Annotated in this window: 20 protein-coding genes and 3 pseudogenes; 19 read left to right on the forward strand and 4 right to left on the reverse strand. The window is 33.3% G+C overall.

Annotation, left to right across the window (positions count from 1 at the left end; translation table 11 throughout):
- Nucleotides 1-9: 9 nt before the first annotated feature.
- The 7 genes and pseudogenes from ES765_RS06745 to ES765_RS06775 all read left to right on the forward strand — a co-directional run bounded on the left by ES765_RS06745 (nucleotide 10) and on the right by ES765_RS06775 (nucleotide 7,744).
- The gene (locus ES765_RS06745; RefSeq protein WP_138112532.1) at nucleotides 10-789 is read left to right on the forward strand and encodes a protein kinase family protein; all 780 of its coding nucleotides are present in this window, start codon (nucleotides 10-12) and stop codon (nucleotides 787-789) included.
- 20 nt (nucleotides 790-809) lie between these two features.
- Nucleotides 810-3,395, forward strand: coding sequence for a T9SS type A sorting domain-containing protein (locus ES765_RS06750; RefSeq protein WP_138112534.1), 2,586 nt, complete (start codon nucleotides 810-812; stop codon nucleotides 3,393-3,395).
- A gap of 36 nt (nucleotides 3,396-3,431) precedes the next feature.
- Nucleotides 3,432-3,698: a hypothetical protein gene (locus tag ES765_RS21700; protein ID WP_171017249.1), complete on the forward strand. Its 267-nt coding sequence runs from the start codon at nucleotides 3,432-3,434 to the stop codon at nucleotides 3,696-3,698.
- Nucleotides 3,679-4,323, forward strand: a pseudogene (locus ES765_RS22250) (alkaline phosphatase PhoX). The gene ES765_RS21700 and the pseudogene ES765_RS22250 overlap by 20 nt, the downstream one beginning before the upstream one ends.
- Before the next feature lie 168 nt (nucleotides 4,324-4,491).
- Nucleotides 4,492-4,737 carry a DUF839 domain-containing protein gene (locus tag ES765_RS06765; protein ID WP_171017251.1) on the forward strand — a complete coding sequence of 82 codons (246 nt, stop codon included), beginning with the start codon at nucleotides 4,492-4,494 and terminating at the stop codon, nucleotides 4,735-4,737.
- 71 nt (nucleotides 4,738-4,808) lie between these two features.
- A complete protein-coding gene (locus ES765_RS06770; protein WP_138112541.1) occupies nucleotides 4,809-5,981 on the forward strand; it encodes an O-antigen polymerase in 1,173 nt (390 codons plus the stop codon).
- A gap of 23 nt (nucleotides 5,982-6,004) precedes the next feature.
- Nucleotides 6,005-7,744, forward strand: coding sequence for an O-antigen ligase family protein (locus tag ES765_RS06775; RefSeq protein ID WP_138112543.1), 1,740 nt, complete (start codon nucleotides 6,005-6,007; stop codon nucleotides 7,742-7,744).
- An 89-nt stretch (nucleotides 7,745-7,833) separates the two neighbouring features.
- Here the strand turns inward: ES765_RS06775 and ES765_RS06780 are convergent.
- Nucleotides 7,834-8,717 (reverse strand): annotated as a pseudogene (locus ES765_RS06780) (IS1595 family transposase).
- 751 nt (nucleotides 8,718-9,468) lie between these two features.
- On the opposite strand from ES765_RS06780, the gene ES765_RS06785 reads away from it, so the two are divergent.
- From ES765_RS06785 to purD, 9 genes and pseudogenes are all read left to right on the forward strand, one after another.
- Nucleotides 9,469-10,737 (forward strand): MBOAT family O-acyltransferase, encoded by a 1,269-nt coding sequence (locus ES765_RS06785; protein ID WP_249356255.1) that lies wholly within the window; start codon nucleotides 9,469-9,471, stop codon nucleotides 10,735-10,737.
- A gap of 4 nt (nucleotides 10,738-10,741) precedes the next feature.
- A complete protein-coding gene (locus ES765_RS06790; RefSeq protein WP_138112547.1) occupies nucleotides 10,742-12,466 on the forward strand; it encodes an alginate O-acetyltransferase AlgX-related protein in 1,725 nt (574 codons plus the stop codon).
- A gap of 55 nt (nucleotides 12,467-12,521) precedes the next feature.
- On the forward strand, nucleotides 12,522-13,241 hold the full coding sequence (locus ES765_RS06795; protein ID WP_138112549.1) for a glycosyltransferase: 720 nt from the start codon (nucleotides 12,522-12,524) through the stop codon (nucleotides 13,239-13,241).
- Nucleotides 13,242-13,368: 127 nt separating this feature from the next.
- Nucleotides 13,369-14,508, forward strand: coding sequence for an SDR family NAD(P)-dependent oxidoreductase (locus ES765_RS06800; protein WP_138112551.1), 1,140 nt, complete (start codon nucleotides 13,369-13,371; stop codon nucleotides 14,506-14,508).
- 11 nt (nucleotides 14,509-14,519) lie between these two features.
- The gene (locus ES765_RS06805; protein WP_138112553.1) at nucleotides 14,520-15,506 is read left to right on the forward strand and encodes a capsular biosynthesis protein CpsH; all 987 of its coding nucleotides are present in this window, start codon (nucleotides 14,520-14,522) and stop codon (nucleotides 15,504-15,506) included.
- Between the two features lie 30 nt (nucleotides 15,507-15,536).
- On the forward strand, nucleotides 15,537-16,523 hold the full coding sequence (locus ES765_RS06810) for an NAD-dependent epimerase/dehydratase family protein (protein WP_138112555.1): 987 nt from the start codon (nucleotides 15,537-15,539) through the stop codon (nucleotides 16,521-16,523).
- 58 nt (nucleotides 16,524-16,581) lie between these two features.
- Complete coding sequence (locus tag ES765_RS06815; RefSeq protein ID WP_138112651.1) at nucleotides 16,582-17,934, forward strand: exopolysaccharide biosynthesis polyprenyl glycosylphosphotransferase; 1,353 nt, start codon at nucleotides 16,582-16,584, stop codon at nucleotides 17,932-17,934.
- Between the two features lie 6 nt (nucleotides 17,935-17,940).
- A pseudogene (locus ES765_RS06820) lies at nucleotides 17,941-18,917 on the forward strand (UDP-glucuronic acid decarboxylase family protein).
- 42 nt (nucleotides 18,918-18,959) lie between these two features.
- Nucleotides 18,960-20,231, forward strand: coding sequence for a phosphoribosylamine--glycine ligase (purD, locus tag ES765_RS06825; protein WP_138112557.1), 1,272 nt, complete (start codon nucleotides 18,960-18,962; stop codon nucleotides 20,229-20,231).
- A 59-nt stretch (nucleotides 20,232-20,290) separates the two neighbouring features.
- On the opposite strand, the gene ES765_RS06830 is transcribed toward purD, so the two are convergent.
- A complete protein-coding gene (locus ES765_RS06830) occupies nucleotides 20,291-20,512 on the reverse strand; it encodes a DUF6341 family protein (RefSeq protein ID WP_138112559.1) in 222 nt (73 codons plus the stop codon).
- 40 nt (nucleotides 20,513-20,552) lie between these two features.
- On the opposite strand from ES765_RS06830, the gene ES765_RS06835 reads away from it, so the two are divergent.
- From ES765_RS06835 to ES765_RS06845, 3 genes are read left to right on the forward strand one after another with little or no spacing between them, the layout of a single operon-like run.
- The gene (locus ES765_RS06835) at nucleotides 20,553-21,482 is read left to right on the forward strand and encodes a DUF6427 family protein (RefSeq protein ID WP_138112561.1); all 930 of its coding nucleotides are present in this window, start codon (nucleotides 20,553-20,555) and stop codon (nucleotides 21,480-21,482) included.
- Nucleotides 21,483-21,520: 38 nt separating this feature from the next.
- Complete coding sequence (locus ES765_RS06840) at nucleotides 21,521-22,123, forward strand: DUF4254 domain-containing protein (RefSeq protein WP_138112563.1); 603 nt, start codon at nucleotides 21,521-21,523, stop codon at nucleotides 22,121-22,123.
- Nucleotides 22,110-23,162, forward strand: coding sequence for a glycosyltransferase family 9 protein (locus ES765_RS06845; RefSeq protein WP_249356256.1), 1,053 nt, complete (start codon nucleotides 22,110-22,112; stop codon nucleotides 23,160-23,162). The genes ES765_RS06840 and ES765_RS06845 overlap by 14 nt, the downstream gene beginning before the upstream one ends.
- Before the next feature lie 13 nt (nucleotides 23,163-23,175).
- On the opposite strand, the gene ES765_RS06850 is transcribed toward ES765_RS06845, so the two are convergent.
- Together ES765_RS06850 and arsM are read right to left on the reverse strand one after the other, a co-directional pair.
- On the reverse strand, nucleotides 23,176-23,793 hold the full coding sequence (locus ES765_RS06850) for a TetR/AcrR family transcriptional regulator (protein ID WP_138112565.1): 618 nt from the start codon (nucleotides 23,791-23,793) through the stop codon (nucleotides 23,176-23,178).
- A gap of 275 nt (nucleotides 23,794-24,068) precedes the next feature.
- Nucleotides 24,069-25,037 carry an arsenosugar biosynthesis arsenite methyltransferase ArsM gene (arsM, locus tag ES765_RS06855; protein ID WP_138112567.1) on the reverse strand — a complete coding sequence of 323 codons (969 nt, stop codon included), beginning with the start codon at nucleotides 25,035-25,037 and terminating at the stop codon, nucleotides 24,069-24,071.
- Between the last annotated feature and the right edge of the window lie 13 nt (nucleotides 25,038-25,050).

Below are 25,050 nucleotides of genomic sequence, written 5' to 3' on the forward strand. Positions count from 1 at the left end.
AACCATAAAATGTCGTTTTTAAGATACTACTTAAGCTTAATTTATAGAACTATAAAAAACTTAGTTTTCCATATTAAAAATAGGAGCTTTATAAATGGGTTTTTCCAAGAGAACGGGTATCATCAAACAAAACCCTTTAATCTAAGTAAATGGCATCATGAATTGTATTTGTTTACCGCAGAAGATAAGAAAGGTAATCCAGTTTTTATAAAGCTTACTAATTTGCCCAGAATTTTGAAAAACGAGAACAGGGCCTATAAAAAACTAAGGAAGAAAAGCTATTTAAAGAATCATTTAATTGAACACAAGGGATATATAAAAAAAGACGGTTATAAAGCACTTATTTTAAAACGCGCCAATGGTGTAGTATTGAATGAGGAGTGGGCTTATCAAAATATTGAAAAATTAGGTACACTCATTAAAATAGTAAATGAATTTAAGGCCCTGTCTTTGATTCATAGAGACATTAAACTAGATAATTTTATCTATGAGGATGGAAACATCAAGGTTTTTGATTTTTCTTTTATGATAGATATGACGGAGGATAAAAAACTTAAAGAAATTGACCTTACCGATAATGAGAACATGATCAAACTCATCACCATGGGCGTTGGGTACAAACCGGCACCTTTAAAATGGGATGACTATTTTTCATTACATGTGGTTTTTAGCAGGTTATTAAAGAATAATACTACAAAATTGGCATTTCAAGATAAGGCTTCTTTAGAGCGGTATACTACAGAATGCGCTAACAAAGTTGATACCAACAGTTATACTATCTTAAAATAGCGGCTGATAATTATTAGAGCATGAAAAACCTAACCTGTACCGTACTAATAGTTTTTATTGGAATGATGTTTTCTTATGGGCAATGTGATTCCGTGGATGTAATACAAGAACCGGGTTTTGAGATAAATGCTAAACCGCCTTTTTATAATAGTAATGAAGGGGCATGGCTTACAAACGATGGTCACATTATGGATCAAGAAAATCCTTATGAAGGTAACTTTTCATTTTGTTTTGCTAATGGATCTGTTTCTCAAGAATTTGATTTATTACCAAACAAAGATTATCTACTAAGTTTTTGGGTTAGAGTACCTGCTAACAAGAGTATGATAGGTGGGGTCTACAAATCATTATCAAATGGCAATACAGATCGGATAGCTTCTAAAAGCTGGACAGAAACGAATGGCTGGGAACAGGTTTTTATGCCTTTTTCTATTGAGTCGGAATATTTAAATCTAATCCTTGATTTTGCAGGAACTAATGCTTGTTTAGATTCATTTGAACTTTGTATGGTTGATTCTTATATAAATTCCAACATAATCCGCGTACCACAAGATTATGATGCCATTCAAGATGCTGTGGATGCTGCAAATGACAATGAAATAGTGTTGATAGCACCTGGCACCTATACGGTTACGGAAACCATAATAGTAGATAAACCCATAAAGATAACTTCTGAGTATTTAAATTCTGGTAATGAATCTGATGTTGATGCTACGGTTATTACCGGCCCTTCCAATTTAGACCCACTTGTTCTTTTTACTGAAACAGCTACAGGTGCTGAATGTACCGGTTTAACTTTTAAAGGTGCTCATAAACAAGTAACCTTAGAATGCGAGTTTATGAAAGTTACCTATTGTAAATTTTTTGATAATGGCAGTGATGCTTTAAATATTGAAGGTGCGGGGGGTTATTTTGCCTACAATTACTTTGAAAATAATGGTGATGAAGCTATTGATGCCGATAATAGTTTAGATTGGATTGCAGAGTACAACACTATTATTAATCCTGGTGATGATGGGTTTGAAATTAGGTTACATAATAATGATGGTTCGCTTAGGTCGCACATCATCAGGTACAATTATATCTCGGGCGCAGATGAAGATGGTATTCAACTCATAGATTATGATGGTGATTCGGGTAGAAAATTTAAAATTCATAATAACGTGATACGTAATAGTGCTATGGTAGGCTTGGGTACTACACGCAGCGGCAATACGGTGGAGGATTTTGAGGGGTCTTACATGGAGGAAGAAGTATTGGTGTACAACAATGTGTTTGACAATAACAATTATGGTATTACAGGGGCTAATAATATGGCAGTTTTAAATAATATTATCGTAAATAATGAAACGGTTGGTCTTAAAAAATTGGACAACAATTCTTATGCAGATTATAACTGTTTGTTCAACAATGGTACTGACTTTGACAATGCAACGGCAGACCCCAATAATATTTTTGTCAACCCTTTATTGAAGACCGATTATACATTAGAGCCGACAAGCTTATGTATAGATGCAGGCGTTAGTTTTTCAAGTAAGAATGGCTTGATTACCGCGGTATATATAGCTAATATTTCTGGGAACAGTATTGATATAGGAGCAAAGGAATTTACTGGCATTGAGGAAGTGGCTAATACCGCTCCAACGGTGTCATTAGGTAAAAACGAAATACTTTTGAGTCCCAATAATAATTTGTTACTACCCTCAGAGGTTTCCGATGACGGCTTGCCCCAGAATGGAAGTTTAACAACCTTATGGACTTTGGAATCTGGGCCAGAAGGCGAAAATGTAATTTTTGATGATAATACAAGTGCAGAAACTAATGTTACCTTTAGCAATCAAGGTGTTTATGAATTAAAATTGATGGCTAATGATGGTGAAGAAACCAGTAGTGATATCATTACCGTATTTTTTGTAGATGATTATAGCGACACCGCAGTAGAGTTAAACGAAAGCACATATATTGAAGCAGAAGACTATAGGTATTTGGTAGGAAGCGCTGAGCTTTTTGATTTTACTGGTGCAAGCGAGGGTGAAATAGTAACTGCACCTTTAGGTGCCGGCACTTATGCCTATAGCGAATATCGTTTGGTAACCTTTTCTGAAGGCTCCTATTATGTTTGGGTTAACGCTTCTGGCTTAGATGAAGGGAGCAATGGTTTAAATGTGTCTTTCAATGGTCTAGAAAATGAATTTTCTCTCGAAACCACCGTTACAAATAGCTTTGGCGATGAAAGTTGGGTAATGGTTGCTTTTGAAAATATTCCAGAAGGTGTGTATCCTTTAAGAATATCGGCAACTGAAGAAGGGGTTGGTTGGGATAGAATTTTTGTGACCACAGATGCAAACGAAATCCCATTCGAAACAAAGCCTAGTGACTTGAAAGTTTATCCAGTTCCTAACCAGGGAGAATTCATTATTGCTTTAAAAAGTACAGAACTAACCAAACTCAATGTATTTAATATTCAAGGGCAATTAGTTTATAATACAGAAGTGATTAATACTCTTTTTGCATCCATAGATGTAGGAGTGGTTGGAAAAGGGGTTTATGTACTTAGTATAGAGAATGAGGAAGAGATTATTACAAAGAAAATAATAATCAATTGAGTTAAGGAACCTATGGTAAAGAAAGCACTTATAATTTTGACATATATTTTTTTGACCTCATGTTCAAACAATAATGGTGGTACACAAGTAATAGTTGCCGAAACAACAGCTATCTGTAAATTTATATCTGTAGGTCCTTCTGATCAAACCACAGACTTTATTATCCATCAAACACATACCTTTCAAAAAATAATTGAGGCCGGAGACCTGTTGACAGATGGAGGAACCTTACCTCAAAGAAATGATTTCACGGGGTATGTACCAATCAATAAAAGCAGTGCTAATGGGGTGCCTAAGCGTTAATTCTGAAACTAGTCCGGGAGGGGTATCCATTTTAGATGTTAGTTTCAATTCAAATTCAAATCTTTGGGATATTACTGCATCTGTGGTAGTTGATTTTTCTAGTATCGGGGGAACCAAAAATAATTGTTCAGGTACTGTTACACCTTGGAATACAATAATTTCTTGTGAAGAAAGAATACAAGAAGTAGATGAAAATAGTGATGGATACAATGATTTTTGATTGGCTGTTGAAATTAACCTTGTAACAAAAATGGTTACTGATAAAAGATGGGCTTTAGGTAATTTTGCACACGAAAATGTAGTAGTTTACTCTAATTTAAAAACGGTATATGAGAGTGCGGATTCTAACTCAGGTTATCTCTATAAATTTGTTACGGACAAGGAAAAAGATTTAAGTTCTCGAAAACCCTATTTGTATATAGGCGGTAAAGACGGGACAGGTAATTCGGAACAATTGAATAATAGTATAATAGAAGAAAGAAATTCAACACTAGCAAAGAGCGTTGCAGTTGGCGCTAAGGTTTTTGGCGGTATCGAAGATGTGGAAATAGGCCCGGATGGAATGGTATATTTTGCGGTAAAGCCAGAGAACAAAGTATATCGTTTTCAAGATAGCGACCCGTGAAATGGGCTTAATGCTTGTATTGAAATTTTTGTAGGTGCTATGGAATATTCTATAACTCATAAAGTATGAGGGACCATGGTTTCTTGGGAAATTGGGTATGATAATCTAGCTTTTGACGAAGAGGGTAAATTGTAGGTTTTACAAGATGGTTCAAAGAATTATATATGGGTGATAGAAGAAGGACATACGCAAGAGAATCCAAGAGTAAAGTTATTCGGTATTGCCCCTTTGGGCGCTGAACCTACTGGAATCATCTTCACTCCAGACTTTAAATATCTTTTTCTGTCTATTCAAGGACCCGATGCCACTAATAATATGACAGAACAAATTGATGCCGCTGGAAATAGTATTAAATTTGACAATCACGTTTCACTAGTACTTGCTTTAAAGGAAAACTTAGGCATTATAGAATAAAAGCTCTAGTTTTCAAATGACAAGATATATTTAGCTTAAACGGTAGAATAAAAAAAATTTGTCTTTTAGCGATGTTCAAACTACTAAAAAACCCTTTTTATATATATGTCTTAGGCTTCGCTCTGACTTTTATAGTATACACGTTTAATTGGTCAGACATCTACCCAGACTTGACTGTAGGAATGAAATTATTTTTTACCATAACGTTTATTTCCTTCTTTTTCGTTGGAATAATAGTAGGTAGATTGAAATTGATTGGGAGAACGGTGTCTACAACAGATCATAAATTAATTAAAATCTGTTTTTATATTATTTCTATCCTGTACGCTGTGGAGTTCTTATTTGAAAGAGACATTCCCTTGATTGCTACGCTACTTGGAAGATCAGGAATTAGTTACCGGGAGTTTGGAATACCAATTTTACACGGAATTTTAATATCATTTAATTCTTTTTTAATTGCCCATTCTTTTGCGGTTTATATGTTTAATAGGAATAAAAAGATTTTAATATATAATCTTCTTTTATACGTTCCAGCCCTATTAATTATTAATAGGAGTATTATTATGTTTGGTGTAATAACTTCTGTTTTTATTTATCTTCATTATATAGGTAAGGTAAAATTTAAAAATAAAATAAAATTAATTCTATTAGCTCTTGTGGGCCTTTTTCTATTTGGATTTGTTGGGAATTTAAGGTCAGGTGAGGAGTTTATTTACACACAGAGTAAGGTTAAAAAAGAATTCATGGAATCATCAATACCAAAAGAGTATTACTGGACATATCTTTACGTTGCTTCACCATTGGCCAATTTTCAAAATACTGTAAATAAGAAATATGTTGAAGAATATGATCTAAAGGGATTTTTGTTTTATGAGAATTTACCTAGAATTATATCTAAAAATTTAGGAGAACCTTTAAACATTGAACGTAAAGATTTGGTAAGAATAGTTCCATGGTTAACCGTTGGAACAACATATGCGAGATCTTATTCGTATTTAAGCTGGGCAGGCCCATACTTATTATTTGTTGCCAATCTATTGATATATTTTTTAATTCTGTTTCTGGTTCCAAAAAAGAGTAATTACCATATTACCACAGTCGCTATATTGTCGGTTATTGTTCTTCTAAATATTTTCACCAATATATTAATTGTTACTGGTATATCTTTTCAATTGGCATATTGTGTAATTTTTGCATTTTTTCAGGATAAAAAAATAGTTTACAAAGAGATAGAAACTAACTAAACAATCAATGTACCTAGGTCAACATGATAAATTTTGGTAATAAAGAATCTTATTTTCCCCTGATGATTGTTCTGGGAATTTTATGTTCTACCTTTTTATCCTCTTTTTATTTAGGTCGTATAGAAAACAAGCTTCTCCATGATTTTTATGGCTTTAAGTTCATCTTAGAAAATGACACACCATTTGATGCTTCATTACTCTATAGCTACAACCAAGCATTTAGCTCTGATTATGTTTTGACCGATTTGAGTCCCGCTACAGACACATTGTTTTTCAATTTACCCAATTCAGATAGGGTGTTAAAAAAATTCAGATTAGACTTTGGTAATAAAAAGGAAATAAACCCACTTAAACTCAAAGAACTACATCTATATTTTAACAATGATACAATTGTTATAGGGGAAGATAAGTTGGCTCAAAAAATTTTTAATACAAGCCCTTCTGTATTGTTAGATAAAGGGAATGGGATAATAGATTTTAGAAGAGAAATATCACCTTTTGATCCCTATATAATCTTTTCCCCATTGGTTGAAATCACCATAGACAAAAAAGAGTATGCCCTGTTTTTATTGACGCCTTTTATTATTTTACTTATATTATATCTTACCCTTGTTAAGAAAAAAACAACACCTAATATTACAGAAATCTTGTGTCTAATTTTTATTATTTGCATACCATTAAAGATAGCTTGGACAACATTTATTGCCATACTCTTAGTGATTTATGGGCTCTATGACACCAAAGTTAACAAAAGAGAATTGGTGTCTAAACCGTTGGTATTTCTCTTTTTAGGATATTTCTGTGTACTCTTATTTTTTGGAAGACCATCTGACCTATCTGATATTGACATGCAATTGGGGCTTTTGTTATGGGCAATAATTGGCGCTACTATTCGGATGCCCAAAGAGAAGATATATAAATATTACATAATGACCTTTACCGTCATTAATGCCATAGTAATAACTTCTGGCATTGGTTTTTTATACTGGTTCAATGAATTATATGGACTGCAACTCACTGATTATTTTCATGATATTAAATTATATAGTAGAGATGTTAGAGGATGGCTCTACTATGACCATGCTGCGTTTCTTTCGTTTTTTGCAATAATTGGGCTATTGTTTCTACACGAGCTTTATCAGCAAAAAAAGGTCAATAGAACAGTGGTCTGTCTTTACCATATTCTTTTGGTTGCCTTTGTCTTGATTACAGCTACTCGTATAGGCCTCATTATTTATTTGCTTGTCTTGCTTAACGTTTTAGTATCTCTAAACTATAGGTTACGCTTGCTTGTAAATACTGCTGCTTTGGGCATTTTTTCCTTTTTCTTATTTTTAAAAATAGAAAGCATTGATTCAAGTAGGGCCATCTTATGGCAAAATTCTTGGGAGGTTATAAAATTCAATCCCTTTCTTGGTCACGGTGTAGGGCAATCAAATCAAATGTTACAAACAGCTTATATTGGCAAGGACAATATTGGTTTGCCGGTATTGGAGCTTAATCATTCCCACAATCAGTATTTGACATATCTTTTAGAATTAGGGTTTATTGGTTCTTTTGCGCTTATGCTTGGCCTGGTTTTTGTCTTACATAAGACAAAACAGTATAAAAACAAAAATCTAATAATATTTTTGTTTGCAACAAGTTTTCTGTTTTTAACAGAATCAGCTTTACAAACTTCTAAACCTTTATACGTATTGTCTTTTCTGCTTATACTTGTGTATTCAAAAACAACAATTAATTCTTGTAAAAGAAGAAAATAAAAGAATGTAATCTGTGTTAATAGCTGATTTTCAGGCTTACCCGTCTTAGGACACCTCTAGATTCGATAAATAATTATAGAGGTCAGTATTTAGTTGCATATAATTTGCTTGTGGTATACTTTATCCTTTTTGACCATTTTCGTTATTCGATTGTTGACTTACTCTGTGAACGGTTGATTCTGAAACAGAACTCGTTAAAATATCTATTGATATTAAAATCGCTTACCCAGGAATACGTTGTTCTTATTCAAGATTTTATTTGATGAATCATAGTATTCAATGCCTTGAAGTTCATTCCGCCATTACTATCGATCTGCGTTATGTCGTAGGCTTTTGCGATCGGCCCGTAACCTCTCCATTTATCGGTCGTCACCGTTGCATCGCGGCTAATATGGTCAACAAAAACATATTGTAGGGGTCTTGCTGAAAAGTCCTTGATATGCATTGCATACATCCTTTTCACCTTGCCTTCTTCCGTTAGCTCGACAGCGGTTATCGCTTTCTTTTTCTTCGCTTTATAGCTTCGTCCTATCTTACCTTTCTCGCGTCCACCAAGAACGAATTCATCAACGTGGACAATACCGTCCATTGGATTGTTGCCACTGCTCTGCATTGCCTCTCGTACCTTGTGCATGAATAGGCGGGCCGTCTTTTCCGTAACACCGAAACGAACCGAAACATAGCTCGCAGAAAGGCTCTTGGTACTTGTGGACATCTCAAAAACAATGAAAAAGGCCTTCAGGACTCCGAACTTGACTTTATGAAAAAGTGTGTTCGAGGTAGCCGACTCCTGATGCGAGCAGATATTACAGGTACGGGAGAAATCTTTCCTAATCTGCGATTTTAGATGACCACATTTGCAACACTTAAAACCATCGTTCCAATTGATCCCTGCCAAATATTGCTTGCAGTCACTATCGGTTTTAAAGCGATCAGAAAACTATAGAAGGTTTTGACCCTTGAAAATATCCATATTATCCCTATTTTTATTCATATTAAAGATATGAATTTAACTACTGACCTCTACAAATTTAATATAAAGCGATTTCCGTTTTAAAAAAAACTTGATTCTGTATACAGTATCAGTACTTTTGTCGAGGATAGCCTCAAACCTGAATTTTTGTTTGGGTCCTATAATGAAGATTTCACCGCAGATAAATTACCCTAGTGACTTCTAAGCAATGGCTCATAAAAAACCGTTAAATTTATAATCAGAACTTAAAAAAGAGGAATTGAATTTTTCGGAATACCACTTGTAATAATTGAAGGATACATTATGACTCATAAGAAATACTTCTCTTTTGTCATTTTTTTAAAGGGCCACTGAAATCTTGTTATTTAACAATATAAAAAGTTATGTTTATCCTCGAAAGTATTTTTTAATTCACATTATTTTAAGTGGAAAAGAAGTAAGAACAATTTCTCTAATTGAAGATGTTTTATGCAAAGATAATTTTGTTTTGAAATAACGGAATAAGAGGTATCCTTCAAAAAGTAGAATTCATGCGGTAATTATATTCTGTATTGCATATTTTTGTTCAACCTACTAAAAACAAATAGCGAATAGATTTTAAATGGTTTTCAGCTCTACAATATTCCTTTTTATTTTTTTACCACTTGTTTTAACTATCAACCTTTTACTGAAAAAGGAGTATAGAAATGTTTTTTTGTTGGTTGCAAGTTTATTTTTTTACGCTTGGGGAGAAGGTTTACTGGTTTTACTTATGTTATCTTCAATAAGTATTAATTATATTTCCGGCTTAGGGATTGCATACTTTTTACAAAAGAACAACAAAACTTCTCAAATTGTCCTTAGTATTGCCATTTTCGGAAATTTAGCGCTATTATTTTATTATAAATATGCAAATTTTATTATATCTAATCTTCAAGAACTAGGTCTTTACATTGATTATGATAACCCTAGTATACTTTTACCAATTGGTATTTCATTTTTTACCTTTCAGGGAATATCCTATTTAATAGACGTGTATAGAAAAGAAGCTGAAGTACAGAAAAACCTTCTACAATTAGGGCTCTACATTTCCTTTTTCCCTCAACTTATAGCCGGTCCTATAGTAAGGTATCATGATGTAGACCAACAAATAAAAAAGAGGGAGATTACTACGGCACTGTTTTCTGAAGGAATAATAAGATTTGTTCGTGGTCTTGCTAAAAAAGTCATTATTGCAAATAATGCTGCTTTTTTTGCAGACCAAGTATTTTCTGTGTCAGCGTCAGAAATATCAACCAGTTCTGCATGGTTAGGAATTATTTGTTATTCTATTCAGATATATTTTGATTTTTCTGGATATTCAGATATGGCCATAGGTTTAGGTAAAATGCTTGGCTTTAATTTTAAGGAGAATTTCAATTACCCTTATATATCAAATTCTATCCAAGATTTTTGGAGAAGATGGCACATATCCTTGTCTACATGGTTTAGAGACTATCTATATATCCCATTAGGGGGCAGTAGAGGTAATTTATTTATGACTTATAGAAATCTAATAATAGTATTTCTTATAACCGGCTTATGGCATGGTGCGAGTTGGAATTTTATCTTTTGGGGGCTTTTTCATGGATTTTTCCTAATACTAGAGAGGGCTAAAGTTTTAAAAACAAATAATTGGCCGAAGTTTTTTCAGCATTTATATGTGCTTTTTGTTGTGCTTACCGGATGGGTTTTTTTCAGGGCAGAAACTATGGCAGAAGGCATTATTTTTATTAAAAGCCTTCTTGGTCTAACTACTGGTCAGAATCAGATGGCATTTGTTTATTTAAACCCTTACACGAGTATTGTGATTGTTTTGGCATTAATTTTTTCTATGCCTATCAGAGAAAGAGTAAATGGGCTATGGTTTAACACGGAATATATATATGTAAGGAATGCAAAAAACATTTCAATATGTTCATTTTATATTTTTTTGCTTTTACTATCACTTATAGAATTGGCTCAATCTAGTTATAACCCATTCATCTATTTTAGATTTTAAACCTATGAACTCTAGCTTAACAATTAAAAAATATATTCTTGCCATTGTTGGCTTTCTTGCCTTTATAGGGATAGGCTTTTTGTTGAAAAGTATGGAAACCACTACTCATAATAATCTACAGGTTGTTTTAACAGTAAAGATGGCACAGGATGATATGTTTCAATTATTTTATGAGGAAATTGAAAAAGATGGTTTTTCTCACAAAAAAACTGTAGACCTAAAAATTAAAGGGAAAAAAGAATTTCAAAAAATTACATTTATTGTACCAAAATTAACCAACTTAAATAGGTTAAGATTAGATATAGGTAATAATAAAGCTCAAGGTCCAATACTAATTAAGGACATTACATTTTTATTAGATAGAAGTAAAATCACTTATGACGTTGCTGGTTTTAACAGACTTTTTAGACCAAATAATTATGTTAATAAAATAGATGATGAAGGGACTTTTAAAGGAATGTCTGCAATACGTAAGAGTAAACAAATATATGACCCTTATTTTAGTTCAAGAAGAACTTCCAAGGAGCTAATTGCATTAAAAACTCAAAGTATAACAGCATATCCTTTTGGGGTATCTATGTTTGTAATATCGGTCTTATATTTGTTTATTTATTTCAATATTGAAAGAATAATAATAACAAAAGAAACTATTTTTATAGGTGTCTTTTTCATCATTTTAACCCTTCCAGTATTTCAGAATATATTTGAATTAATAGATTCAGGAAAAAATTTGGAAAAGAGAAAACTGGCAACTAAACCAGAATTTAATGTGTCGGAAAAGTATCCAAAACAATTTGAAACATATCTTGATGATAATTTTGGTTTTAGAAATTATTTAATCAATTGGGGAGGTTCTTATAGAACCAAATTATTTAGGTCTTCTATGCATCCAGAATTAGTAAAATTTGGAAAGGAAGATTGGCTTTTTTATAATAAGATTAAAGGACATATTTTTAAGAGCTATACGAACTCTAATTTACTTTCTAACGATTCACTTAGGAGAGTGGTAAATAGGTGGGAAAAAAACAAAGAAAACTATAATAAAAAAGGGGCAAAATATTTTTTAGCATTTTGGCCCAATAAACATACTATTTACCCAGAGTACTTGCCAAGAACCATGAATGCCCAAATAAAAGACACCATATCAAGAGCAGACCAAATATTGGAATATTTAAAACAGACGAGTTCACCTATAAAACTATTAGATTCTAGGACCATTTTAACTGAGAATAAAGTAAATCATCAACTTTATTATAAGTTTGATACCCATTGGAATGATTATGGGGCCTTTCTAGGGTATCAAAATTTTTTTAATGAGAATAAAGATGAATTGGGCATAGATCCTAAAAGCATTGAGGATTTTAATATTGAGTGGACGGAATTTAAAAAAGATGGGTTAATTCGGATGTTAGGTGTTGTAAATAATGGTTACTTCTTTGAAAAGGCACCTGTATTCGAACTAAAGGAAAATAAGGACCAAATAGAGTTTTTACCTATAAAAGGATTCCCTGAAAGTACTAAGATAACAAGAAACAAATATTGCGGAAATAATCTTAAAGTATTGGTTTTCAGAGACTCTTTTACAAGTAACATGATTCAATTTTTTTCATTACATTTTTTTGAAGTAACGTATATATGGGGTCATGGAGAACGCTATGTTGATGAATTAAAACCAGATATAATTATTGAAGGTTATGTTGAGAGGTCCACAGCCAATAAAATACAATAATTGAAGGCATAATTAGTAATTTGTTTTTAAAATAGCGAATGTATAAACAAAGTTTATGGAGATGATATCAGTATGTATGACAACATATAATGGAGAACTGTTCATTGAGGAGCAGTTATCTTCTATATTGCCACAATTGTCTCATAACGATGAAATATTAATTTCTGATGATGGCTCTACGGATAAGACTATTGATATTATTAAATCGATTGAAGACTCAAGGATAAAACTATTTCAAAATTCATTCAAAAACGTAATACTTAATTTTGAATTTGTCTTGGGTGAAGTAAGTGGTGATGTTATTTTTCTTTCTGATCAAGATGATATTTGGTATCCTAATAAGGTAAAAGATTCTTTAAAACTATTACTTAATAATGATTTAATTTTCACTAATCTAAATGTTTTTACAACGGAAATTTCGAAAGGAAAATTAATGTATGATCCTCAAAGAAATTATCAAGGTATTTATAGGAATTTTCTAAAAAACCACTGTGTTGGTGCTACCTTGGTGTTTAAATCATATTTACTCAAGTATGTTTTGCCAATTCCACAAAAAATTGAAATGCATGATATGTGGATATTCTTTATTAGCTCATTTTATGGCCGTACAAATTACCACAAACTCCCTTTGATTTATTATAGGAGACACGGAGCCAATGTATCCAACACGGGTGGAAAAACTACAAATTCATTTTTGAAAATCCTACAGATACGTTTGAGATGGATTTTGGTGCTTTTGAGCCGTATAGTAAGAATCATAATTAATAAAAAATAGTGTTTTAAAAATATGGCTACATTATAATGCTAGTTAAATACCCCCAAAAAAATTTCATATTTTTGCTTTAAACAATTTAAGACCAATTCGTTTGGCACGTATATATACCATTTTAAAATAACCAAAGTTGAGTAAAAAAATTCTAATTACGGGTGGATCAGGTTTTATAGGTACAAATTTGTCTTTAAAGCTTATTAGTAAAGGGTATCAAATAACTGTTTTGGATAATTTGTCGGAGCAAATTCATGGCAATGACCCAGGTTCATCTAGCTTATATTCTCAAATTAAAAACAAGGTCCGTTTTATAAATGGAGATGTTAGAAATAGGGATGATTGGACAAACGCTTTAAAGGGTCAGGAAATAGTAGTGCACTTTGCTGCGGAAACAGGAACTGGTCAATCAATGTATGAAATTGAGAAGTATACTGATGTCAATATTAAGGGAACAGCTATTCTTTTGGATCTATTGGCAAATAATAAAGAGCATAAAGTTGAGAAAATAATAATTGCTTCTTCAAGATCAATATATGGGGAAGGCAAATATGAATGTTCTGAGCATGGCATCATCTATCCAAAAGAACGTAAGGAAGAGGATATGCTGAATAAGGATTTTGCTGTAAAATGCCCTATGTGTAATCAAGACGCAGTATTACTTGCTACAGACGAATTCAGCAAAATACATCCGTCTTCTATTTATGGGTTAACGAAACAAGCCCAAGAAGAGATGTGTATGATCGTAGGTAAGTCATTAAAAATCCCTGTAGTTGCTTTTAGGTATCAAAACGTATACGGACCCGGTCAATCGCTTTCAAACCCTTACACGGGTATCTTATCCATTTTTTCAACAAGGATTATGAATGGCAATGATATTAATATATTTGAAGATGGTCTTGAAACTAGAGATTTTGTCTATATTGATGACGTGGTTGATGCTACAATTTTAGGTATTGAAAAGCAAAGTGCCAATTATAATATTTATAATGTTGGGTCTGGTGTGAGAACAAGCGTGATGGAGGTCACAGAGACTTTAGTAAAAGAATATGGAAGTAATAGTAAGTATTCAGTTTCTGGGAATTTTAGAATAGGGGATATCCGTGATAATTATGCAGATTTAGAAAAGATAAAGAATGATTTAGGATTTGAACCAAAGATTAAGTTTAAGGAGGGAATTCGACGGTTCTGTAAATGGGTGTCATCTCAGGAAGTAGAAAATGATGCTTATAATAAGTCTATTATAGAAATGAAAGATAAAGGACTGCTCAAATAAGTAAATAGTATATGTTCAACGATAAGAAGATATTGTTCTTTTCTGCAAATTTTTTTGGTTATCAAAATGAGATTACTTCTAAACTAGAATCTTTGGGTGCAGAAGTGCATTCATATGATGAGCGCCCAAAAAACTCTTTCTTTTATAAGGCGATGATCCGTCTTGATAAACGTCTTTTAAAAAGAAAGCTTGAGGAATACTATTGCAAAATCATAAAAAATAATAAGAAAGTAGAATTTGACTTTGTGTTCTTTCTGAAGGCAGAAGCTATAACGGAACACAAATTAAAGGAGCTAAAGGAAAGCCAACCAAAGGCGAAATTTATATTGTACATGTGGGACTCAATACAAAATTGTCCTTCAGTAGAAAAACTTTTCCCCTTGTTTGATATAATCAAGTCATTCGACGCTAAGGATGTTAAGGAAAACGACTGTCTATCTTTTAGGCCGCTCTTTTATTTAGAAGATTATCAAAATCTTGAGAATTCGTTGGGAACGGATTATGACATTACCTTTATTGGAACAGGGCATACTGATAGATACGAAATAGTTACTAAGGTTAAAAACTTATGTGAGAAGTCTAATTTAAAATATTATTTTTTTATCTACATGCAGGACCCTAAAATTTATTACGCTAGAAAGTTGTTTTCAAAAGCTTTTAGATTTGCTAAAAAGTCTGATTTTAGTTTTGTTCCATTGATGAAGCAAGACATTTTAAAAATTATACAAAGCTCTAAGTGCGTTCTGGATATAGAAAGACCAGTTCAAAGAGGTCTTACCATGAGGACTATAGAAATTTTAGGGGCTAGAAAGAAATTGATTACAACGAATAAAGATATTGTAAATTATGATTTTTACAACCCGAAGAATATCCTACTAATTGATAGAGATAATCCTAAAATAGAATTAGGTTTTATTTCAGAAGGCTATCATGAAGTGCCTTTGGATATTTATGAGAAATATAGTATTACCAATTGGATTTATGAAGTTTTTCAATAGGTGGTTAAAATAAAAAAAATAAAGTTCAATTTGAAAAAAACAGCTATAGTATTTGGCGGTTCTGGGTATATTGGAAGAAATATGTTGAGTGTTTTTGTGAAAGAAAAACTTTTTGAGCAATACATCGTGTGTGATTTAAATGAATTGAAGGGATTTGAAGAAGAAAGTAGAGTAACATACTTTAAAATCGATGTAAGGAATAAAATAATCCTTGAACTTAATAATTTAGATAGAAAGGGCTCTTGGATTTTCAATTTCGCTGCTATTCATAGAGAGCCTGGCCATGAGTTCCATGAATATTTTGACACAAATATCCCAGGAGCTAAGAACGTAACCCAATTTGGTACAGCGTCGGGAATAAAAAACATTTATTTTACCAGCAGTATTGCACCTTATGGGCGATCTTTAGACAAAAGAACAGAAGATTCAAATCTGTACCCGGAAACTGGATATGGAATTTCCAAGGCATTAGCGGAAAAGATTCATTTATTATGGTTGGCTCAGGATTCTTCCCGTAGACTTATTATCGTTAGGCCTAGTGTTATTTTTGGCCCAAAAGATCCGGGTAATGTATATAGAATGATTAGCGCCATAAAAAAGGGAACCTTTGTTCTGCCAGATGGAGGGAAGGTTATTAAAGCCTATGCCTATATTTATGGCCTAATTGATAGTATTTTATTTACAATGGGTCAATCGGATGAATATATATTATATAATTATGCGGAAAATCCATTGGTCCCTTTAAATGAAATGACAGGCATTGTTAAGGATCAGTTTGGATATAACAAACCAGTGTTGAAAGTTCCAGTGAAGATGCTAGCTATAATAGCTTTCTTTTTAGGGGGTATATTAAAGTTTTTTGGTAAAACTACAGATATTCATCCTGTGAGAGTAAAAAAGGCCGGGTTTCCAACTAATATTGAACCTAGGTATTTAATTGATTCTGGTTTTAATTTTAAATATGATTTTAAATCCGCACTAATTCATTGGAATGAGGTTTCTCCTGAGGATTTTTAATAAAAATTATTTAAGCTAAAAAGAGTTGGGTATAGAATAGTAGATTTTGATGAAAAAAATGTTTTTTAAAACGGGAAGATATTCTGGATTTATAACACCCTTGTCCTATATTCTGGATTTATTGGTGGTGAATCTATTTACTAACTTTCTCCCTATCAACTTTCAAAACCCTATTTTATTCTACAGTTATATTACCATTGCTTGGGTAGTATTATCTTTTAAGAACGAATTTTATGAGGTTCATAGATATTCTAAGGTAGTAGCATTGCTCCGAAAACTATTTACCCAATTTGCTTTCTTTTTTCTTATTCTTTACTCATACATTGGTTTCTTTAAGCAGCCATTAATGAGCAGATTGGCTTTGGGCCAGTATTTGGTGCTGGTTTTTTTTGGTATTGCCTTTTTTAAATTTTTAAGTTATGTCTTACTAAAGCAATATAGAGGTTTATGGAAAGGCAATATTCGAAGAGTAGTCATTATTGGAAAGAATAGTAAAACGGATCAATTAATTCAGGTTTTTAACGAACGAGAAGAATTTGGATATGAATTTGTAAAACAATTTGATGCGAAGGGCAAGAAATTTGATATAATGTCTTGTTTTATGTTCATAGTCAACAATAATATCGATGAAATATACTGCTCGGTTTCAGAAATGTCGAATAAAAAAATTAATGCTTTCATAAATTTCGCTGATAATAATCTAAAGACCTTAAAATTTCTTCCAGACAATAAAAATATTTTCTCTAAAAAACTCAAATTTGAATATTATGATTACTTGCCTATATTGTCTTTAAGAGATATCCCTTTACATAACTCGGTAAATGCTATTTTAAAACGTTCATTCGATATTGCATTTTCTTTATTTGTAATTTTTGGAGTTTTAATTTGGTTTGGTCCAATTTTAGCTTTATTAATTAGTATCGAATCAAGAGGCCCTGTTTTTTTTATTCAAAAACGCACAGGGTTCGATAATAAGGAATTCCAGTGTTTTAAATTTAGATCTATGGCGGTTAATGATTCATCTGACCAACAACAAGCTGGTAAAAATGACATGAGGGTAACTAAAATCGGAAATTTTATTCGGAAGACCAGTATAGACGAGCTACCTCAATTTTATAATGTTTTATTTGGTAACATGTCTGTGGTAGGGCCTAGACCTCACATGTTAAAACATACAGATGAGTACGCTGGTCGTGTTGATAAGTATATGTTGCGACACTTTGTTAAACCAGGTATAACAGGCCTAGCTCAAATAAGAGGATATAGAGGTGAAATAGAAAAAGAAAGCGATATTCAAAACCGAATAAAATTTGATATTTTTTATGTGGAAAATTGGTCTTTTTTCTTGGATCTTAGAATTATAGTTCAAACGGTTGTGAATGCTTTAAAAGGCGAGGAAAAAGCTTATTGATTAAATATGAAAAAAATTTTAATTACAGGCGCTGCGGGATTTCTAGGTTCTCATCTATGTGATCGTTTTATTAGTGAAGGATTTCATGTCATTGGCATGGATAACTTAATTACGGGTGATTTAAATAATATTTCCCATTTGTTTCCTTTAGATAATTTTGAGTTTCATCATCATGATGTGACTAAGTTCGTTCATGTATCTGGTACTTTGGACTATATTTTGCATTTCGCATCACCAGCGAGTCCAATAGATTATTTAAAAATACCCATTAAAACATTAAAGGTTGGGTCTTTGGGCACACTAAACTTATTGGGTTTGGCTAAGGATAAAAATGCTAGAATTCTGGTTGCTTCTACTTCTGAGGTGTATGGAGACCCAATGGTTCATCCTCAAACTGAGGAGTATTTTGGCAATGTTAATCCAGTAGGTCCGCGTGGAGTTTATGATGAAGCAAAACGGTTTATGGAGTCCATTACCATGGCATATCATAGACATCATGGCTTGGATACTCGAATCGTCGCATCTTTAATACATATGGGCCTAGAATGCGTTTAAATGATGGTCGTGTTGTGCCGGCTTTTATGGGTCAAGCATTAAGAGGTGAAGATTTAACGGTGTTTGGAGATGGTTCTCAGAGCAGGTCCTTTTGCTATATAGACGATCAAGTGGAAGGAATATACCGATTACTGTTTAGTGACTATATTAATCCGTTAAATATTGGAAATCCTCATGAAACAACAATTAAGGAATTTGCAGAAGAGATTATTGCGCTTACAGGCACGCAACAAAAGATTGTTTATGAGCCCTTACCTCAAGATGATCCAATGCAGCGTCAACCGGATATAACAAAAGCAAAGGAACTATTGGGATGGGAACCAACTGTTGGTCGTTCTGAAGGTTTAAAAATCGTATACGATTATTTTAAATCCTTGTCAGAGCAGGACATGCAGAAAAAAGAGCGCAGAGATTTCTCCGGTAAATAGTTTAATTCTATAGCAAAGTTTATTTTTGCAAAAATTATAAGCATGAACATTTTAATCCTTGGATCGGGCGGTCGTGAACATACATTTGCCTGGAAATTGTCTCAAAGTGAAAAACTTACCAAACTTTTTGTTGCTCCAGGTAATGCGGGTACTTCAGAAATTGCAATCAATATACCAATTGGTGTAAATGATTTTAGTGCAATAAGGGATTTTGTTATTAAAGAAAATGTGGAGTTGGTTCTAGTAGGGCCTGAGGACCCTTTGGTAAATGGCATACATGATTATTTTCTTCAGAACGAAAACTTAAAACACGTTGCAGTCATTGGTCCGGAGAAGTTAGCAGCTACACTTGAAGGCAGTAAAGAATTTGCCAAGGAGTTTATGATGCGACATCACATACCAACTGCTCAGTATAAAAGTTTCACGGCTCGTACCGTGGAGGCTGGATTTACTTTTTTAGAGCAACTAAATCCGCCCTATGTTCTAAAGGCAGATGGTTTGGCCGCAGGCAAAGGGGTTGTTATTTTAAATGATTTGGATGATGCGAAAGCAGAATTAAGGGCCATGTTGGTTGATGAAAAATTCGGTTCGGCAAGTTCTACGGTTGTAATAGAAGAGTTTTTGGACGGAATCGAATTAAGTGTTTTTGTTTTGACAGATGGTGAGAGTTACAAAGTATTACCAACGGCAAAAGACTATAAACGTATAGGGGAAGGAGACACAGGACTCAATACTGGGGGCATGGGCGCAATTTCACCGGTTCCTTTCGCTAGTAAGGAGCTTATGGATAAGATTGAGCAGCTAATCGTAAAACCTACAGTAGAAGGGCTTAAAATCGATAAGATGCCTTATAAGGGTTTCATCTTTATCGGGTTAATTAAAGTAGGCGATGACCCTAAGGTGATTGAATATAACGTTCGCATGGGTGATCCTGAAACAGAAGTGGTATTGCCTAGAATAAAAAATGATTTGGTTGAGTTGCTTCAAGCAGTTGCGAATCAAACTTTGACCGATATTGATTTACAATTAGATGACCGAACTGCAACAACGGTTATGACGGTTTCAGGTGGGTATCCTGGTTCTTATGAAAAGGGTAAAGAAATAAAAGGTATTGCAACGATTCAAGATTCTTTGGTCTTTCATGCCGGTACAACGATAAAAGAAGGTAAAGTGGTTACGAACGGAGGTAGAGTAATGGCAATAACCTCCTTTGGTAGCGATTTTAAATCAGCGTTGGCAAAATCCTATCAAAATGTTGAAAAGCTTTCTTTTGAAGGAATGAAGTATAGAAAAGACTTAGGGTTCGATTTATAAAACAATAATAGTTCTTATTAGATATTTCGAGAAAATCCGATAAGAACTATTTCTGATTCTTATAAAAAAGAGTGTGAGGTGCTTGAGGTATCTTCTACACCTTTGTCATTATACTTTTTTAATTCGAGCATCCAGTATATAAAAGCGGCAGAACCTATTAACATAAATACCCAGTTTAGGATATTCGCAAGAGCCCAACTGTCGGTAAAACGTAAAAAATCAAAAGGCGCAAACAGCACGTTCACGAACAAATCTCCAATACCTTCAAAAAATGATTTCATCTTATTACTATATTTACAAGCAAAAATATAAAAAGCTTAGATGATTTCAAGCATTTTTGATAAAACAAAACCAGTCAATTTTATCATACTACTGGTTTTTTTGTTTCTTTTTTACTGGTCAGTACAATTTTACTTGTTCGACTACACGTTTTCCGAAATAGAACTTGCTTCATCAATTGCGGTGTTAGTGACTCTTTTGTTTAGTGTTTTTGTGGTTGATTTTGTTGTGAAAAGAAATAAACTGACAGGCAGCAATTCCTACGCAATCCTATATTTTACACTTCTATTTGTTATTTTCCCAGAAAGCTTAGGTGATAGTGATGCTATATTCACGAGCTTTTTTTTGTTGCTCGCAATGCGACGATTGTTAAGTATAAAATCGCTCAAAAATATTAAACTTAAAATTTTTGATGCTGGTTTGTGGATATGTGTTTCTAGTATCTTTTACGAATGGGCAATACTCTACCTTATCTTGGTTTTTGTCGCTATTTATATTTATGAGCCTAAGAACATAAGAAATTGGTTGATTATTTTATCTGTTGGTATCTGTTTCTTTATGATTCTGTATGGTACATTGGTTTTGCTTGATGAAACCTCGTTTTTAAATAATCATTACCATTTCACTGTGGATTTCAATTCACTATTTCCGATTAAATGGTGGTCAAACATCAAACTTACGTTGTATGCACTGTTCAATATCGGACTTGGTTTTTGGATTTTTATTCATTTGAATAAAGCTGGCATGGGAAAGTTTGTTGTAATGAGATTAATCGGCCTGTCCTTTATTATTGGATTGGTAGTGAATATTTTGGTAACCTCAGAGAACACCAATGCCGTTATAATAACCTTTTTTCCATCCGTGGTTTATATTGTCAATTATTTGGAATCGGTTAAAAAACCTAAATTTTTAGAATTAATACTAATCTTAAGTATTGTGGTGCCTATTTTAGTGTTTATAACCAAAGTATAGTTTAAATCATTAAACTTTATCTTTGTAAAAAACAGAATATGTTCAGCGACTTAGCCTTATCCATATTTAATAATAGTATTGAAACGTATCATCTAAAAGATGATGTGTATCAAAATTTTTTGAATCCCTATTCACAGGAGAAAATAGAACATTTGTTATACCGAAAGAATTGGATAGACACTGTTCAATGGCATTATGAGGACATTATTCGAAATCCTCATATAGACCCTATAGCAGCCTTAATTTTAAAACGAAAAATTGATGCTAGTAATCAAGATAGAACAGACCTTGTCGAATATATTGACAGTTATTTTTTAGAGAAATACCAATCGGTAGGTGTTAAACCTTCGGCTACTATAAATACAGAAAGCCCTGCTTGGGCTATTGACCGACTTTCTATTTTGGCTTTGAAAATATATCATATGAGCGAAGAGGCTAATCGTGTTGATGCCTCAATAGAACACAAAAAAAAGTGTCAAACGAAGTTAAATGTGCTATTAGAGCAAAAAAAAGACCTTTCTCAAGCTATAGACCAATTGTTGACAGATATAGAGAGTGGTGATACGTATATGAAAGTCTATAAGCAGATGAAAATGTACAATGATGAGGAATTAAACCCCATCCTTCGTGGAAAAAAATAGTCCTTTGCATATTTTGGTTATACGATTATCCGCTATGGGTGATATTGCCATGACGGTACCTGTACTAGTAGGTCTATGTGAAAAGTATCAAAACCTTAAAATCACAGTACTTACAAAACCCTTTTTTGGAACGATAGTATCAGGCATACCTAATGTTACGGTCTTTGAAGCCGATGTAAATGGCAAGCATAAAGGTATACTGGGGCTTTGGAAGTTGTATAGGGAATTAGAAGTTCTTAGGATAGACATGGTCGCAGATGTACACCATGTGCTTCGAAGCACCATTTTAAAGCAATTTTTTAGAATCAAATCAATTCCTTTCGTTCAGATAGATAAAGGAAGGACAGCCAAAAGGAATTTGGTCAACCCTAATAGGTCCGTTTTTATACCTTTGAAATCAACTTTCGAACGTTATTCTGATGTATTTTCCAAGCTAGGTTATCCTTTGGGTTTAAAAGAGATGAATACGCTCTCAAAGAGGGTGATGCCACATCAGTTAGAAGGATTTGCTAGATTAAATGGTACTATGCTATTAGGTATTGCACCCTTTGCCGCGTTCAAAGGTAAAATGTACCCTTTGAATTTAATGAAGGAAGTAATCAGTCAATTAAACAATACAAATAAGTATAAAATAGTTTTGTTCGGTGGAGGTCAAAAGGAAATAGAAACACTTACCTCATGGGAACAGCAGTTCGATAATGTAACGAATATGGCTGGTAAGTTGACATTTTCCGATGAGCTCAGTTTGATTTCGAACTTAGAACTCATGTTGGCTATGGATAGTGGTAACGCTCATTTAGCTGCTATGTTTGGCATACCTACATTTACACTTTGGGGAGTAACCCATCCCTTTGCAGGTTTTTATCCATTTAGACAACCTGATACTAATTCATTATTGGCGGATAGAGCGAAGTACCCAATGATACCTACATCTATTTATGGGAATAAGTTGCCACCTAATTATGAACATGTGATGGAGACTATTTCACCAGATGCTGTGGTTAAAAAAATCGACGCACTATTAAACGTATCGCTATAATCTAGAATTTATTTTAGGTGTTAACGGTTTTCGCCTCTATACTTTTTAAATAGTGACGTAGTTGCGTCATGAACCTATACTTTTTAGCGCTTGGTGATGCCCCTACCATTAAAGTTCGGACTCCAAAATAAGAACTCATTAAAAAAGTAGCAACGGCTTCACAATCAACATGACGATCTAAAAAACCGTTGAGTTTTCCTTTTTGTAATGTTGTCACCAAATTAACTTCCCAAACGGTTACAATTTCATTTAAGTGTTGTATAATGATGTCATTCTTTCCATTGAACTCGGTAAGGAAATTACTTAAGATACAGCCAAAGTCCATTTCGTTATGTACGGCTGTTTCCATTGCATCATCAAAACATTTGGTTATTAAGGTCAAGGGATTATCGTGCCCTTCAAGAGGTTCTATTAAGCTGTTATATAACTTACGAGCCATTAAGTTTTGAATTATTTGTACAAAGAAATCTTCCTTAGAATCAAAATGATAATAGAATGCGCCTTTTGATAATTCTAATTTCTTAAGGATGTCATCTACGCTTGTATTATAATATCCTTTAGCATAGAATAATTCAAATCCTGTTATCTGCATGCGTTGCATGGTTGCCATGCGTTTTAAACTCTTGTTCATACTATAGAGATTTGGGTAAACTGACCATTTGGTCTATTCAAAGAACTTGCTTAAGGTTTAAAGCATGCAGATTTATAGATGTATTAGCTTGAAAATCTGGTAAACGTTCATTATGTCGACAAAATGAACGTTTTATTAAGCAGATTACAGACTAGGCAGTCTGTTTAAGTGTACTGTAATAGAGGTGATTAGCGTGTAAAATGCTAAAATGTGCTAAACTAAAAACCGCTCGAGCTTAAACATCGAGCGGTTGAATTCAAAATAGGATATACTCTTTAACAACAGCCACCACCATCATAATGGAAAGTAGATTTACTTATAAAAATATCTTCCCTGCCTAATGCAGCAAGTGCTCCTGCGGTTTTATCGCAAACTGCCAAGGGTTGGTTTTTTAATAATATATGACCTTTCTTATCATCAAAGTAATCTTCATTACCGTAATAAATAGCAGCTTTACCAGTAAATACACAGGGTCCGTCGGCAGGCATAGGGTCTTTAATAGCAGCAACTTCAATAGATTCAATATAGATTAATTCCTTTGTTGGGTACGCCCCTGGCGCTAATATTCTATAAGGCTTTCTAGCTCGTATTTCTATCGTTCCAAATCCAACATCTGTAAGGGCTTTTACATACTCCTTAATCGGAATACTTCCACTAAGACAAAGTGCTCTTAGCCTGTCATCACTTCGTAAGGCTTCATTCATTTGTTGTTCACAAGTAGGATCACTCATCACTAATTTACCGTGTGGCTTTAAAACTCGGTACATCTCTTCAATGGCGCGTTTTAAATCTTCTACCTTGAATATATTGAATAGACAATTTTGGGCTGCCACATCAATGGTGTTATCAGCTACCGGTAAATTAAGGGCATCTCCTTTTTTCAAATCAACAAAATCTGATTTAAACCAATCGTTTTCTTCTTCTGCAATTTTAAAGTTCTTTCTGCTCGCTTCTAGCATTTCGTCTACTACATCGATACCAACAACACCGCCCTTTTGACGATTAAAATAGGAAAATTGCAATAACTCCATACCTCCTCCAACACCTACATATAACATTTTCGGATTATTGGAAAGATCTCTAGCATGTACTGTGCTTCCACATCCATAATTCATCTCTTGCATTATTTTCGGTATTTTCAAACCGGGTAGCTCCCAAATAGGATTCGTGGTACAGCATAAACCTACGTCTGGCGTAAGTGCTGCTTGCTTGTAAAGATTGTTTGTTGCTTCTAAATAACTCATAAGTTCATTTTAT

The organism is Maribacter sp. ACAM166, from assembly GCF_005771495.1.
In the GTDB taxonomy this organism is placed as follows: domain Bacteria; phylum Bacteroidota; class Bacteroidia; order Flavobacteriales; family Flavobacteriaceae; genus Maribacter.

Coding starts and splice junctions, on each gene's coding strand:
- ES765_RS06750 (WP_138112534.1), top strand. CDS start 810: ATGAAAAACCTAACCTGTACCGTACTAATAGTTTTTATTGGAATGATG.
- ES765_RS06805 (WP_138112553.1), top strand. CDS start 14,520: ATGTTCAACGATAAGAAGATATTGTTCTTTTCTGCAAATTTTTTTGGT.
- ES765_RS06830 (WP_138112559.1), bottom strand. CDS start 20,512: ATGAAATCATTTTTTGAAGGTATTGGAGATTTGTTCGTGAACGTGCTG.
- ES765_RS06745 (WP_138112532.1), top strand. CDS start 10: ATGTCGTTTTTAAGATACTACTTAAGCTTAATTTATAGAACTATAAAA.
- ES765_RS06835 (WP_138112561.1), top strand. CDS start 20,553: ATGATTTCAAGCATTTTTGATAAAACAAAACCAGTCAATTTTATCATA.
- ES765_RS06790 (WP_138112547.1), top strand. CDS start 10,742: ATGAACTCTAGCTTAACAATTAAAAAATATATTCTTGCCATTGTTGGC.
- ES765_RS06815 (WP_138112651.1), top strand. CDS start 16,582: ATGTTTTTTAAAACGGGAAGATATTCTGGATTTATAACACCCTTGTCC.
- ES765_RS06850 (WP_138112565.1), bottom strand. CDS start 23,793: ATGAACAAGAGTTTAAAACGCATGGCAACCATGCAACGCATGCAGATA.
- arsM (WP_138112567.1), bottom strand. CDS start 25,037: ATGAGTTATTTAGAAGCAACAAACAATCTTTACAAGCAAGCAGCACTT.
- ES765_RS06840 (WP_138112563.1), top strand. CDS start 21,521: ATGTTCAGCGACTTAGCCTTATCCATATTTAATAATAGTATTGAAACG.
- ES765_RS06770 (WP_138112541.1), top strand. CDS start 4,809: ATGTTCAAACTACTAAAAAACCCTTTTTATATATATGTCTTAGGCTTC.
- ES765_RS06795 (WP_138112549.1), top strand. CDS start 12,522: ATGGAGATGATATCAGTATGTATGACAACATATAATGGAGAACTGTTC.
- purD (WP_138112557.1), top strand. CDS start 18,960: ATGAACATTTTAATCCTTGGATCGGGCGGTCGTGAACATACATTTGCC.
- ES765_RS06785 (WP_249356255.1), top strand. CDS start 9,469: ATGTTATCTTCAATAAGTATTAATTATATTTCCGGCTTAGGGATTGCA.
- ES765_RS06775 (WP_138112543.1), top strand. CDS start 6,005: ATGATAAATTTTGGTAATAAAGAATCTTATTTTCCCCTGATGATTGTT.